General features: G+C 70.2%; 7 protein-coding genes. 2 read left to right on the top strand and 5 right to left on the bottom strand.

All coding sequences use genetic code 11. The features are described 5' to 3' along the window. Positions 1–211 precede the first annotated feature (211 nt). The gene (locus EDF40_RS01285) at positions 212–7033 is read left to right on the top strand and encodes an Ig-like domain-containing protein (protein ID WP_185002637.1); all 6822 of its coding nucleotides are present in this window, start codon (positions 212–214) and stop codon (positions 7031–7033) included. A 485-nt stretch (positions 7034–7518) separates the two neighbouring features. Here the strand turns inward: EDF40_RS01285 and EDF40_RS01280 are convergent, their stop codons facing one another. Both EDF40_RS01280 and EDF40_RS01275 read right to left on the bottom strand, forming a co-directional pair. Further along, complete coding sequence (locus tag EDF40_RS01280) at positions 7519–9891, bottom strand: oligosaccharide flippase family protein (protein WP_123340032.1); 2373 nt, start codon at positions 9889–9891, stop codon at positions 7519–7521. 35 nt (positions 9892–9926) lie between these two features. Continuing rightward, positions 9927–10385 (bottom strand): DUF3060 domain-containing protein, encoded by a 459-nt coding sequence (locus EDF40_RS01275; protein ID WP_123340031.1) that lies wholly within the window; start codon positions 10383–10385, stop codon positions 9927–9929. Between the two features lie 81 nt (positions 10386–10466). On the opposite strand from EDF40_RS01275, the gene EDF40_RS01270 reads away from it, so the two are divergent. Continuing rightward, positions 10467–11630 (top strand): glycosyltransferase family 4 protein, encoded by a 1164-nt coding sequence (locus EDF40_RS01270; protein WP_123340030.1) that lies wholly within the window; start codon positions 10467–10469, stop codon positions 11628–11630. A gap of 129 nt (positions 11631–11759) precedes the next feature. Here EDF40_RS01270 and EDF40_RS01265 read toward each other — a convergent pair whose 3' ends face one another. The 3 genes from EDF40_RS01265 to EDF40_RS01255 are packed head-to-tail and all read right to left on the bottom strand — an operon-like array spanning position 11760 to position 14822. Further along, positions 11760–12887, bottom strand: a complete 1128-nt coding sequence (locus EDF40_RS01265; protein WP_123340029.1) for a glycosyltransferase — start codon at positions 12885–12887, stop codon at positions 11760–11762. Continuing rightward, entirely contained in the window at positions 12865–13491 is a 627-nt protein-coding gene (locus EDF40_RS01260) for a low molecular weight phosphatase family protein (RefSeq protein ID WP_185002635.1), read from the bottom strand. The genes EDF40_RS01265 and EDF40_RS01260 overlap by 23 nt, the downstream gene beginning before the upstream one ends. Next, positions 13488–14822 carry a hypothetical protein gene (locus EDF40_RS01255; RefSeq protein WP_148053842.1) on the bottom strand — a complete coding sequence of 445 codons (1335 nt, stop codon included), beginning with the start codon at positions 14820–14822 and terminating at the stop codon, positions 13488–13490. Before EDF40_RS01255 ends, EDF40_RS01260 begins: the two co-directional genes overlap by 4 nt. Positions 14823–14846: the final 24 nt, after the last annotated feature.

The raw sequence follows: 14846 nt of genomic DNA, 5'->3' as shown, positions 1-14846 counted from the left end.
TGGACTCAACTCTACTCAGGACTCGGTTGGCGTCAACTCCGTGAGGCCGAAGTTGCGTCGATCCCACTCAACTCCCAGGTCGCGCTTACCAGCACACCGAGCTGGGCTGTAAATATTTCACATGCTAGTATTGGCACATCATGTGCGGCACGAGCCGCTGCATGGACATCCTCCCGAGCGCCGCGTGAGCGGCCCGTCCTGAAAGATGCACATGTCAAGCAAGAAGAGGGCGACCACCGCCCTGAAGTCCTTCGGCGCAGCGGGTCTCGCTGCCGCCACCATCGTGAGCGGGCTGTCCTTCGGACCCGCCGCCGCCACTGCTTCGGCCCCGGCATCACCTGGGATCACGGCGGCGGGGTCCGAGTCGACCAACAGCGTCAGTTACACGCCGGTTTGGAAGTACGGCAGCCAGTTCGCTGCAATCGTCAATGAGGAGTCGACGGCTTACGTGCGTGCCTTCGGCACCAAGGCTGAGGCCGAGCGCGCCTCGCGTTCATTCGTGTACGACGCTCAGTCCAAGCGCTTCACGAGTCAAGGCCGCTGCATGGGCCTGTGGGGGCTGGGTACGGGCTCCGGCGGAACCGTCTTCGCTGTCGGCGGACTGCATGGCTATTACTGTGATATCACCTTCCCGAACGGCCGGATGACTTTCCACGACGGGACCGGTGCGGAATACCGGGTCCAGGGACCGAGAGTGCACTACGGCGGCCTCGTGCTCGCGCTCACGACGGGAGCCGGCATCCCAACTGAAACCGAGACCCCGAACGACTCTGTCCGGGCACTCGACGCAACCGTCGGCGCCGTGGACAACATCGCCAAGACCGCGGTCGTGTCCGGCAAGGCAACCCCCGGCGCGAAGGTGTCGATCGGGAGCCAGGAGACCACCGCGGACAGCTCCGACGGCTCCTGGTCCATCACCGTCACGGGCCTGAAGAACGGCGCGAACGAGCTCACCGCCATCCAGAAGGTCAACGGCACCGAGGTCGACCGCAAGACCGTCACCGCGACCATCGTCGAAGGCGGCACCCTCGTCCCCGGCACCACCGACCCCGTGAACCTCGAGCGCGGTGCAACCACGGACGTCCCCTTCACGGTCAAGAACAACGAGACCCGCTCCGACATGGTCGGCACCGTCGAGCTCACCGCCCCCACCGGCACCACGTTCGACACCACCCAGACCACCGTCGCCGCGAAGTACCGCACCGGCGACAGCGGCTCGTGGAACTCCTACGCCAAGCTCGACATGAAGAACGCCGCCTTCAGCGACAACAACACCAAGGTCCGCTTCGCCGTCGACACCGACGGCGGCAACATGGTCTCCGGCGAGCAGTACCGCTACACCCTCAAGGTCATCACCCCCGCCAACGCACAGCGCGGCGACTCGACCCTGAACTACACCTACGCCGGCACCAGCGACAAGGGCGCCTACCGCGCCCAGGGCTCCACGTCCACCAAGGTCAACACCGCAGCCCTCACCGCGAAGGTCGACTCCGTCGACAACATCGCCAAGAGCGCCGCCGTGTCCGGCACGGCAACCCCCGGCGCGAAGGTCACCATCGGGAACCAGGAAGCCGACGTCAACTCCGCCGGCAACTGGAACCTGACCGTCACCGGCCTCAAGAACGGCGCGAACACCCTCGCCGTCATCCAGAAGCTCGGCAGCACCGAGATCGACCGCCAGTCGCTGACGGTCAATGTGCAGGAGCTCTCGACCACGCTCGGGTTCCACGGCATCACCGCGACGCCCGACGCCGGCACGTTCTTCACCAACGGCACTGAAGGCGTCGTCAAGTGGAAGCCGCAGCCCTCGTCCGGGAACACGGGAATCGACGTCAAGAACAACGAATCGTTCTCCTGGTCGCTCACCCTGCCGAAGGGGTACCGCGCCAACGGCCTCCCCGCCAAGGACGAAAGTGCGACGTGGAAGAACGAGTGGACCGCTGCTGACAACAGCGCCGGTGAACAGGTCGTCACGCTCACGATCACCAACGTGTCCGGCCGAACCCTCACTGGCCAGGCGACCACGCAACCGGACCGCTCGTTCAAGATCAAGGCAAATGCAGCTCCCGCCGCCGACACCACCATCACCGGTCGGTTCACGCCGCCGCCGTCCTACAGCTCGTCGAGCCCACAGGGCACCGCAACGCTGAAGGCCGCAACCGCGTTGACGGCCAAGGTCGACTCCTTCGACAACATCGCGAAGACCGCTGTCGTCTCGGGCACGGCCACCAAGGGCGCCGAGATCGCCATCGGCAACCAGAAGACCACCGCCAGCCAGGCGGACGGCTCCTGGTCCATCACCGTCACCAACCTCGCTGACGGCGAGAACTCACTCACCGCCGTCCAGACGGCAGGGGGCGCCCGGATCGACTCGCGCAACCTCACGGTGACCATCGTGGACGGGGGTGGCATCATCGCCGACTCCACCGAGAAGGTCGCCCTCAAGCGCGGGACCACCACGACGGTTCCCGTCACCGTGAAGACCACCGTCGACCGCACCAACCCTGACGGATCGATCACCTTCACCGCCCCCGCCGGCACCACGTTCGCCGGCGCGGACGACGCCGCAGTGGAGTACAAGAAGCCGGGCGAGGAGTGGAAGTCCTCCGCGTACCTCAACCAGACCGAGGGCTCGCTCTCGGCCGACCGGAAGACCCTCACCTACAAGGTGTCCTCGACCGGGAACTTCACGGTCCCCGAGGGGTCGCTGATCCGGCTCTCCGCCAAGGTCGCCACGCCGTCGGACGTCAACGGCTCTACCGGTTCGGTCGGGTACACGTTCACCGGCACCAGTGGCCAGGGCAACTTCTCGGCCGCCGGGAACACCGCGACCGAGATCCGCACGATCGCCGACCTCGTGATCGGGGCACCGGTGAACGGCTCCACCGTCACCGTCCCCCGTCCCACGTTCTCGGGCACCGGTGACGAAGGCGCCACGATCCGCGTGGAGTCCGCTGCCGGCCTCACGATCGCGGAGACCACGGTCGTGGACGGCAAGTGGTCCGTCCCCGCACGAACCGACCTCACCGACGGCTCGTACACGCTGAGCGTCACCCAGACCCCGACCGAGGGGAACCCCGTCACGAAGCAGGTCTCGTTCACGGTCGACATCGCGGTGAACGGCGGGCTCAGCATCGGCGATGCGGGGACCACCGAGCTGAACCGCGGTGGCAACGCCGGTGTGCCGTTCGTCCTGCACAACGACCGGACCGTCACCCGCTACGACGGCGGTCAGATCGTCTTCACCGCACCGGAGGGCACGACCTTCCCGGCGCAGACGACCGCGCCGGCGCACTACCGTCAGAGCTCGGCCGACTCGTGGAAGGTGGACCGACGGTTCGATCTCAAGGGCGGCACCGTCAGCAACGACGGCAAGACGATCACCTTCGACTGGACCCCGACCTCGTCGACAGGCGACGCGAGCAACCTCGACCGCAAGTGGACGATCCAGGTCGCTACCCCGGCGGGCGCACCCATCGGCAACACCTCGATGGGCGGCCACATCACCGGCAGCACCGACCTCGGCACGATCGACCTCACCGGGAGCTCGGCGACGAAGGTCACGACCGCGGCGCTGACCGCTGCAGTCGGCTCCGTCGACAACGACGCCAAGACTGCCGTCGTCTCCGGCAAGGCGACGCCCGGTGCGGACGTCACGATCGGCGACACCACCGTCACGGCCAACGCCACGACGGGTGACTGGTCGATCACCGTCACCGGCCTCACGAACGGCGACAACCGCCTCACCGCGGTCCAGAAGGTCGGCAGCACCGAGATCGACCGTGTCACCGTCACGGCTTCGGTGTCTGCGTCCGACCTGGTCATCGAGACCCCGGCGAACAACTCCACGATCGACACCCCGCGTCCGACGTTCTCCGGAACCGGTGACGAGGGTGCGACGGTCACCGTGAAGTCCGCCGCCGGCCTCACCATCGCCGAGACCACGGTGAAGGACGGCAAGTGGTCGGTCCCCGCGAATGCCGACCTCACCAACGGCACCTACACGGTCAACGTCACCCAGACGCCGACCGCGGGCAACCCGGTCACCAAGCAGGTCACGTTCACCGTCGACGTCCCGGCCCCCGTCACCCCGCTCGTGATCGAATCGCCGGAGAACAACGGCACAGTCGACACCAAGCGCCCCACGTTCTCCGGAACCGGTGACAACGGCGCGACGATCCTCGTCAAGAACGCCGCGGGCAACACCATCGCGACCACGACCGTTCAGAACGGCAAGTGGTCCGTCCAGCCCACCGCCGAACTGCCCGACGGCCGCAACGTCGTCGACGTCACCCAGACGCCCACCGGCGGCCGCGCACCCTCCACCGAACGCGTCACCTTCACGGTGGATGCGACCGTCCCGGTCACCCCGCTGACCGCGGTCGGTGCGTTCGACGAGGACGTGACGAAGCCCGCGACGATCTCCGGCGCCGCCGAGACCGGCGCGACCGTGATCGTCAAGGACAGCCTCGGCAACGAGGTCGGCCGTGCCACTGCGGTCGATGGGAAGTACTCCATCGACGTGCCCCCGGCCGGTGTCAGCGACGGCGTCAACGACTTCACCGTCACGCAGACGGTGAACGGCGAGGTCTCCTCCCCCGTCGACGCATCGCTCGACTACGGCACCGTCGCACCGATCCGGATCACCTCCCCCGAGGACGGGTCGACCGTGCAGCCCACCGGCCTGACGTTCACCGGCACCGGCGACAACGGTGCGAAGGTCACCGTCCGCGGCTCCTCGTCCGCCATCGCCTCCGGCGACGTCGTGGACGGCCAGTGGTCTGCTCCGGTCACCCGTCAGCTGACGAACAACGTCTACCGTCTGTGGGCGGTGCAGACCACCAAGGGTGGCCGCACCACGAACCAGCCGATCACGATCACGATCGCCGACCGCGAGGTCGTGGCGCCGCTCACTGCGACCGCAGCGTTCAATCCCAACGACGAGAACCTGCCCGCGGCGATCTCCGGTACTGCCGAGCTCGGTGCGACCGTCACGGTCAAGGGTGCCGACGGAACCGTCATCGGCACGGCGACCGCGAGCAGCGGCCGGTACACGATCACGATCCCGGCGAACAAGGCGCACTTCGGAGTCAACGACTTCACGATCACCCAGACCGTGAAGGGCAAGGAGTCCGCTCCGCTCAACCGTTCGCTCGACTACGGCACCCCCGCGGCCCCGGTCATCTCGACCCCGGACAACGGCGCCACCGTCGTCAACGGCTCGATCCGCTTCACCGGCACCGGAGCCACCGGCGCCAAGCTCGACATGCGCGGCAACGTCTCCTCGATCGGTGAGACCCGGATCGAGAACGGCGCCTGGGTCGTCGACGCCAACCGCGTCCTGACCCCGAACCGGTACGACCTGCGTGCAGTCCAGACCACCAAGGGCGGTCTGACCCAGCAGGTCCGGATCTCGGTCGAGATCCGCGACTCGGCCGAACTCACCGCCACCGCGGCGTTCGACCGCACCGACGAGAACCTGCCCGCCACCATCGGCGGGTCGGCCCAGAACGGTGCCACCGTGACCGTCAAGGCGGCCGACGGCTCGACCATCGGCACGGCGACTGCCGCGAACGGCCGGTACTCGATCACCGTCCCGGCGAACAAGGCCCACTTCGGAGTCAACGAGTTCACCGTGACGCAGACCGTCAACGGCAAGGTCTCGACACCCGTCGACACCTCGCTCGACTACGGCAACCCCGTCGCCCCGGTCATCTCGACCCCGGAGAACGGTGCCACCGTCGTCAACGGTGAGATCCGCTTCACCGGCACCGGTGCCACCGGCGCCAAGCTCGAGATGCGTGGCAACGTCAGCGCGATCGGCACGAGCACGGTCCGAGACGGTGCCTGGACGGTCGACGTCACCCGCCAGCTCACGCCGAACGTCTACGCGCTCCACGCGCTCCAGACGAGCAAGGGCGGCCTGACGCAGAAGGTCGACATCCGCGTCGTCGTGACGAACGAGTCGATCGCACCGATCACCGCCCAGGCCGCGTTCGACACGACGGACGAGAACCTGCCGGCGAAGGTGTCCGGTTCGGCCCAGACCGGTGCGACCGTGACGGTCAAGGCTGCCGACGGCTCCACCGTCGGCACCGCCACCGCAGCGAACGGCCGCTACTCGATCACGATCCCCGTGGCGAAGGCGCACTTCGGTGTGAACGACTTCACGGCGACCCAGACCGTGAAGGGCAAGACCTCTGCACCGGTGAGCACGTCGCTCGACTACGGCAACCCGGCCGCTCCGGTCATCCTGACCCCGGACAACGGTGCCACCGTCACCAACGGTTCGATCCGCTTCACGGGTACCGGCGCCACCGGCGCCAAGCTCGACATGCGCGGCAACGTCTCGTCCCTCGGTGACACGAAGGTCACCGATGGTGCCTGGGCAGTCGACGTCAAGCGGGACCTCAAGCCCACGGTCTACGCGCTGCACGCGCTGCAGACCAGCAAGGGCGGGCTGACCAAGAAGGTCGGCATCCGCGTGACCGTTGAGGACAAGAAGGTCGCGGAGCTCACCGCCGCGGGCAAGTTCGACGACAACGTGGAGCGGAACGCCACGATCGGCGGCAAGGCGCAGGACGGCGCAACGGTCGTCGTCCGCGAAGGCGCCCGTGTCATCGGCACCACGACCGCGGCTGACGGGGAGTACTCCGTCGAGGTCGCCCCGGCCGGCCCGGGTGTCCGCACCTTCACCGTCACCCAGACGGTCGGCGGCGTGGTCTCCCCCGCGAAGACCGCGACGCTCGACTACGGCACGGCCGCTCCGGTCGTCGTGCAGACTCCGGCCGACGGTGACCGCGTGTCGGGCACCGGCGTGACCTTCACGGGCACCGGCGCAGCAGGCAGCAAGGTCGTCCTCGGCGGCACCTCGAGCCGCCTCGGTGAAGCCACCGTGAACGACGAGGGCAACTGGTCGATCACGATCGAGCGCACGCTCAGCCCGCAGCTGTACACGATGTACACGAAGCAGATCACCAAGGGCAACCTGATCGGCGACGCGGTGACCACCACCATCACCGTCACCCGCTAGGAACCCCAACACTGAACGGCCCGACCCTCTCGAGGGGTCGGGCCGTTTCGGCGTTCTCGGACGCACGGACGGTCCGGGAACTGGTCGATGCGGGTGTCTGCTCCGCGGTCATGTCGAGCGCGGGGTCCGGTGCCGTCCGCCGCGCGCGCACCTCGGCGGTGGGAAGCCGACGTGGTGTGGACGCACCCAGTCTCGCCCGCACCCCGTCGACGCTGCGTGGAGAACACCAGCCACCGACACCGCGCAGTGCGCTCCCCGAGGTGAGACCGTCGAGTAGCAGCAGCACCAGCGGTGCGGTGCTCTCACCGACCGCTCGGTGTCGTTGCGGAGCATGCGCGCGTGGCAGGGAACGCAGACGCGCTCACACGCACACAGGCACCAAGGAACAACGAACAAGGAGCAAGGAGCAAGGAGCAAGGAGCAAGGAGCAGCGCACAACGACGAAGGGCGGTCCGGGAATCCCGGACCGCCCTTCGTGGTGATCGTCAGAACGCCGCGATCCGGTGCCGCACCGAGCCCTGGAGCCGGCCACAGGCGGCGCCGAGGCGTGTGGCGGCGGTGATGCGGGCCTCCTGGCCGGTGGGAGCCAACAGGACGGCTTTGCCGGTCGACGCCCATTCGCGCGCAGAGTCGCGGACACGCCACCGGGCACCGGCGGCGCGGTGTGCACGCAGGAGCCGGGCGTCGTCCACGCCGTAGTGGAACGCCTGTCGGAACGCACCACGCGCGCCGCTGCGGAGGCGGTACTGCAGCACGGCATCGGGGACGAACACGATCGGCGCGCCCGCCGCGGCGACGCGCCAGCAGAAGTCGATGTCCTCGCCGCAGCGCATGGTCTCGTCGAAGCCCTCGACGGCTTCGAGCAGGTGGCGGGCGACACCGAGCGCGCAGCTCGGCGAGTAGGACAGGTGGCCGAACTTGACCGGCAGGGACGTCGTCGACGCCGTCACGCGAGCGGCGAGGGCCGGCAGGTTCAGCGCGTCGTAGGCGAGACGACCGCCACCGATGCCGTGCTCTCGCACCGCGACGGCCATCGCGGGGATCCACCCGGGCTGGACGACGTCGTCTCCGTCGCAGAACAGCACCACGTCGTACTGCGCCGCACGCCAGCCGACGTTGCGCGCGTGGCTGGGTCCGCGGACGTCCGAGGCGTCGACGGCACGCACGAGCCAAGCGTCCGGCCAGGTCGTCTGGTCCGCGAACCGCTGCAGGGTGTCGGCGTCGACGGCGTTGGCGGCGAGGACGACCTCGACGGGGCCGGCCTGCTGTTGGCCGGCAAGGGCATCGAGCTGTGCGCGGAGGGCGAGGTCGACGGACCCGACGGGGACGACGACCGAGACGCCGGCGCCGCTGCCGGGCTCGACGTCCGCTGCGGCGTCGGAGTCGGCCGGAGCCGGGCGCAGCCGTGCGGCGAGCACGACCACGTCGCGCCGCACGCCGGGCACCACGAGGACGGCCAGGGCGATCGCCACGGCCGCCGCCGCGCACCCGACGGCGATCGTCAGCCACGGTCCGAGCGCGAGCTGACGCGTCGCCAGTGCGGCCCAGCCGGCGACGAGTGCCACGAGGCCGGGTCGGACGACCGGCACCACGAGGTCGCGCAGCGTGAGCCCGGGGAGGCGTCCGGCGATGACGAACCCGGGCACCACGAGCAGCAGTGCCCCGATGGACGACGCCCAGGCCATCCCGGTGACACCCCACGGAGCGCCGATGACGAACGACGCGACGACGAGCGGGCGGCTGATGAGCGCCCAGGTGGTCTGCCGCTTCCCTTGCCCGGTGGCGACGAACACCCACACGGTGACGTAGCCGAGCGTCTGGGCCAGGCCGGCGAGCACCAGGATGCGGAAGATGGGCACCGAGCCCGCCCACTCCGGGCCGAACAGCACGGCGACGACGGCGTCGGCGAGCACACCCAGCACGGCGAAGGTCGGCCAGAGCACGTACCCGGTGAGTGCGGTGAGGCTGCGGTAGTAGCGGGCGAAGCGGGCGCGCTCCCCCGCGACCTTGGCCAGTACGGGCACGGCGACACGTTGCAACGGCCCGTTGACCTGCTCGAGCGGGATCGTGAGCAGCTGCCCGGCCTGGGCGTACAGGCCGGCGGCGACCGGGCCGAAGGCCGCGCCGACGAGCACCTTGTCGGTGTTCCGCGCGGCGAAGTTCAGGAGCTGGACGAGCGACACGTTCGCGGCGAAGCCGAGCTCGGCGCGGACCGTTCGCAGTCCGGCCGGCCGGGTGGGCCACCACGGGCACACGACGAGCGTGCCCGTGGTGAGGACGGTCGCGAAGACGAGGGCCTGGGCGACGAGCGCGAACGATCCGGCACCGGCGAGCGCGAGGACCAGAGCGGTCGTGGCGCCCGCGACCATGGCGAGCACCTCGACGACGGCGAGCGCCCGGAAGCGCAGGTTCCGCGCCAGCAGCGCGCCGGGGACCGCGCTGGCGCCTGCCGTCGCGAACACCACGGCCAGGAGCCCGATCGAGCCACCGGATGCGGGGAAGCCGAGTACGGGCCCGAGGGCGGGAGCTGCCAGCGCGAACGCACCGGCGATCAGGACTCCCAGCCCGGCGCTGAGCAGGTGGAGCGTGGACGTCGCTGCCGCGGTCAGCGTGGGTGCCCGGGTGACGAGCGCCCCGACTCCACCCACGCGGAGCAGTTCGGCCAGGCCGGTGAGCAGCAGGACGACGACGGCGAACCCGTACTCGGACGGGCCGAGCAACCGGGCGATGAGCACGACGGTGACGAGCTGCACCACGAAGCGGGTCGCGGTGCCCGCAGCCGTGATCAGACCACCGCGTGCCGCTGCGGTGGCGAGGGGCGCGGAGGGTCGCCAGTCCGGCGATGCGGTGTGCGTCATGACGACCCTCCGGCGGGCGCGGTCGGTGGAGACCGTCAGCGGGTGACGAACAGGTTGTCGGTGCCCTTGTCGGAGATCTTGGGCTTGCCGTCGGTCGTGACCCGGTTGGCGTTGCCCGTGACCTGCACGGAGCCGACCTTCTTGGCGGCGACGTCGTTGATGGTGCCGGTCATCACGAGCTTCTCGACGTTGCCGAGGTGGATGACGGCGTTGCTCGCCGTGATCTCGACCGAGGCGCAGTCGCCGACGGTGACCTCCTTGTTGCTCTGGTCGATGACGACCTTGCCGTCGACGCACTCCGCCTGGGCCTTCTCGATGTCGGCGGGCGGCGTGGAGAAGCCCTTCTCGAGGTCGACCTTCGCGCTCGCGCTCGAGGTCGGGGTCGGCTTCGGCTTGTCGTCGCCCGTGCCGGAGCAGGCCGTGACGGCGGAGAGGATGCCGACGGCGGCGAGGGCGGAGGCGATGACGCGGGGCATTCGCGAGGAGGTGCGCATGACGGGTTCCGTTCTGAGGTCGGGAGGAGCAGGCGTGAAATAACAATTTCACCATCTATACAATACTGGTATTCTGCATACATGACAACTCGGATGCCTCCCCTGGTCGCGATGCTCACGCACAGCGCCGCATGCTCCGGAGCAGAGCTGTTCATCGCTCGGGTCGCTGCTGCGCGGGTGCGCGTCGACGTCGTCGTCGTGCTCGGTGAGCACGGTCCGCTCGAAGCCGTCCTGGATCAGCTGGGCGTCGACCACGAGGTCGTCGCCCTCGACGATGACGTCCGGAACCACACGGCCGGCTCCGGCGGCGGGCTCGTCCGGAAGGCCCGATCGACCCTCACGACGACCCGAGCCCTCGCTGGCCGGCTCCGAGCCCTCGGCGTCGACGTCGTGCACACCCACTCGGCCAAGGCCCACCTGTACGGCGGGCTCGCCGGACGCCTCGCTCGGATCCCGGTCGTCGCGCACGTGCACGACGTCGTCGGCGGACCGGGGACGTCCCGCCGGAACGCCCATGTGCTCCGGACCGCCCTGGCCGTGCTCCCCACCGGTGCGATCGCGAACTCCCACACGACGGCGAGGTCGCTCGGTCGGTTCCGGCGCCGTCCGGCGGTGATCGGGTGCCCCGTGGACGTGCCTTCGGCGCCGCCCGCTGCGCCGGATCGTTCGCCGGGCTCGTTCACGCTCGGCATGATCGGTCGCCTGACCCCGTGGAAGGGACAGGACGTCGTCATCCGGGCGTTCGCGGCAGCCCGCTCACGCGGGCTCGGGCCGGACTCCGAGCTGGCCGTCGTCGGTGCAGCGCACTTCGGCGCCGATGCCGACTTCTCGAACGAGTTGCGCGCGCTCGTCACGGACCTCGACATCGAGGACGCCGTCGTGTTCCGAGGACACCGTTCCGACGTGGCCGCCGAGATCGCCGCGTGCGACGCCGTCGTGCACGCCAGCACCCGACCCGAGCCGTTCGGCCAGGTGGTCACCGAGGCGATGGCACTCGGCCGGCCCGTCATCGCCTCGGCTGCAGGCGGCCCTGCCGAGATCATCACCGACGGTCACGACGGCGTGCTCGTCGCTCCGGGCGACGTCGATGCCCTCGCGGACGCGATGCTCCGGCTCGCTGCCGATCCGGGGCTCCGTGCTCGGCTTGCGGTGGGCGGGCGCCGCACGGTCGAGCAGTTCGCCACCCCCGTGGTCGTCGAGCAGATCGAGTCGGTGCTGCTGCGCGCCGCGCGGCGCACACGCTGACCCCGGGGCACGCCCGTCGGTCGTCAGCCGACGGTCTCGACGCACCGCATCCGGACGGGAGGCCCGTGGCGGCCTGACCACGGGCCTCCCGTCCGCCGGTCGCCCGGCCACGGGCACGGCGCGAGCCCGTCAGGCGGCGCGACCGCCGATCGGGATGCCGGTCCACTCCGCGACTTCGCGCTGGAAGCGGGCAGTCGAGAACACGGCTGCGCGTCGCCGACAGGCAGCCGGGTCGAGCCGCGCTGCACGCTCGACGGCCTCGGCCAGGGTCGCGTCCTCGAGGTCGTGCAGGACGGTGCCGCTCGTGCCGTCCTGCACCGAGTCGCAGGCACCACCTTCGGCGTTGACGACCACGGGCGTGCCGAGTGCCATCGCCTCGACCGGCATGATGCCGAAGTCCTCGACCGGTGGGAACACGTAGACGGCCGCACGCTGCAGGAGCGCCGCGAGGTACGCGTCCGAGGGCGCCCGGACGAACGTGACGTGCACGCCGGAGTCGGCGGCGATCGTCCGCAACCGCAGGTCGTCCGGACCGTCGCCGGCGAGCACCACCGGACGGCCCGACGCCCGGCCGGCCGCAATGACCACGTCGAGACGCTTGTACGGCACGAACCGTGATGCCCCGAGCACGAAGCCTTGCGGCAGCGACTCGAGCTCGGCACGCTCGTGGCCGTCGAGCACGGTCGACCAGTCGTCGACCGCGGCGAGCCGCTCGACGCCGACCGGCGGGTTGATCACCCGCGCGTCGACACCCCAGCTGTCGCGGATGCGTCGCTGCACGAAGCGGCTGTTCGCGGCGACGTGCCGGAGCCCCCGCGCACGACGACGGTCGACGGCCCGGAGCGCGGGCGCCGCTGCGCGAGCCAGGACGGTGGCCCCACGTGCGTCGAGCTCGGGGTTCCACAGGTAACGCGCCGGCGTGTGCACGTAGGTGTACTGCCGAGCGGGGTCGACGCCGGACACCCGGGCCTGGTGGGCGAAGAGGTGCGAGCTGACGAGTGCCCAGTCGTACTGCCCGACCTGCCGCAGCCCGTGGCTCCACAGTGCGGGCAGGAACGGCACGGCCAGCGCCTTGCGCCCACGCAGGGGAGAGCGGGCGATGGCGCTCTCGACGACGCGTCGCCCGGCGTAGCGTTCGGGGGCGTCGTTCCAGAGGCCGAACAGGTCGGCAGCCGGGTAGGCCTCGGCGAAGGCGTCGACGACGCGCTCGGCGCCACCCACCGCCTCGATCCACTCATGGACGAGCAGTCCGCGCACGGTCGTCTCCCTTCTGGTCGGCCGGGGCGTTCCCCGGGTCGGTGGGCAGTGCACGGGTGGCGCACGCCGTGATGGTGTCGATCGCGGCCGCGGCACGCGTCCGCATGGCCTCGAAGTCGAGGTCGTCCCCGCGGACCGGATCGGTGATGTCGTCGTCGGTCGGTGTGGTCGGAGCAGTGTCGATCCGGTTCCGCGCGAGCAAGGCCGGGAAGTCCGCCCAGAACCCCACGCCCACCAGGTCGCCGTCGAGCAACGGTCGGGCGAGGCGGTCGAACTCGGCCAGCGTGAACGTCCGGCGGAGCAGCCCCGGAGCGAGGTCGAGTACCCGTGCTCGCTGCCCGCGCTCCAGGGTGAGGACGAGGTCGTGCCCCACGAGGATCTGCTCCGTGAGTCGTCGCGACGCGAAGTCGGCAGGGTCGCCGCCGTCACGGGTGACCGCCTGCGCGGATCGGGGGAACATCGGCGTGCCGGGGCTGGCGTGCGTTCCGGCGCTGTCGACGTGGAAGCCACCGGGGTCGGCCGCGGCGAGGCGGGCACGCAGGACGCGTTCGACGTAGGGGGAACGACACACGTTCCCCTCGCAGACGATGAGGACCGAGGTCATGCGTGAGCTCCTGTCGGGGTCGGGGTCGGGGTCCGTGTGCGGTTCGGGATCGAGGTGGTCGCGTCGGGCGCGCTCGACGGCCATGCGCTCGCCGCGCACGCAGCGAGGAAGAGCCAGAGGACCGGGGTGGAGAGGTCGGGCGTGCCCACCAACTTCGCGGCGAGGAGCGCCGTGAGGCCCGCGGCGGCCGCGGCGGCCTGCGGGGCCCGGAAGCCGCGTACGAGCACGCCGACCACGAACACGGCGAAGGCAAGGGTTCCTGGCACGCCGACGCAACTGAGCAGGGTCATCCCGAAGGACGACGGCCGGTTCGCTCCGAGTCCGGCGCCGAGCGCCAACGTGTCGCGGACGACGCCCCAGCTGAAGACATCGGCACCGGTGCGTGCGTCGTACGACTGGCTGCCGACCTTGTCCTCGACCAGTTCCTGCACGGGCGCCGCCAGCTGGTCGCCGATGGTCAGGGCCACGATCGCGAGCACCAGGCCGCCGAGCACCATCCAGACGGTCCCGACGCCGCCGCGCACGACCCACCGGACAGCGAGCACCACGGCCGCGAGTGCGATCACCGCGGCCGATGCGACGACGGCGGTGCCGGATGCCGCCTGCAACAGGTTGGCGCACGAGAGCACTGCAGCGACCCACCAGAGCGACCGGGCGCGGCTGGGCGAGCGCAGGGCGGTGATCACGAAGTAGGCGGCCGCCGGCAGGGCGAACGCGGCGAGCTCGCTCGGCTCGCTGAACACGCCGCGCAGGCGCTCACCGGGCACTGCGAGCGAGTACTGGATCGGCATCGTGTCGGTCAGCGGGCCGAAGAAGTCGATCCCCGCCTGGACCAGGACACCGCGGACGGCCGTCAGGACGGTCCCGACGAGGAGCGCCGTCCGGAGCGCGGTCGCGGTCCCGCCGGTGCGGACGAGGAAGAGCAGGACGCACGCAGCCAGCAGCAGGTACGAGAGCTGTGCGACGTTGCTGACGGAGTGGGCGAGTGTGCCCGGGTCGAGCAATTGGTCGTCGATGCCGTCGCGGGGCACGAGCACCCGGGCACCCGCGAACAACCACGGCGCGGCCCCGGTGACCACCGTCGCCCACGCGAGGAAGACGGCGAGCGCGTTCGCCGACCAGTGCGCGGTGTGCAGCGGTCGCGTGCGGAGCAGTGCGGCGCCGGCAGCGACGGCCGCGATGGAGAACATCGGGATGCCGTTGCCGGCGACCACCACGGAAGCCGTGGCCGGCAGCCCGCCGCCGATGCCGATCAGGACTGGCAACCAGGAGCGACGCGCGACGAGGGCCACCGCGACGACGGCGGCGAAGACGATCCCCAAGACGGTCACGCGGTTCACCTTTCGGTTGCACTG

It is taken from the genome of Curtobacterium sp. PhB170 (assembly GCF_003752345.1).
Lineage (GTDB): Bacteria > Actinomycetota > Actinomycetes > Actinomycetales > Microbacteriaceae > Curtobacterium.
The sequence above is the reverse complement of the archived record's forward strand: the minus strand, read 5'-3'. Positions and strand labels throughout refer to the sequence as shown.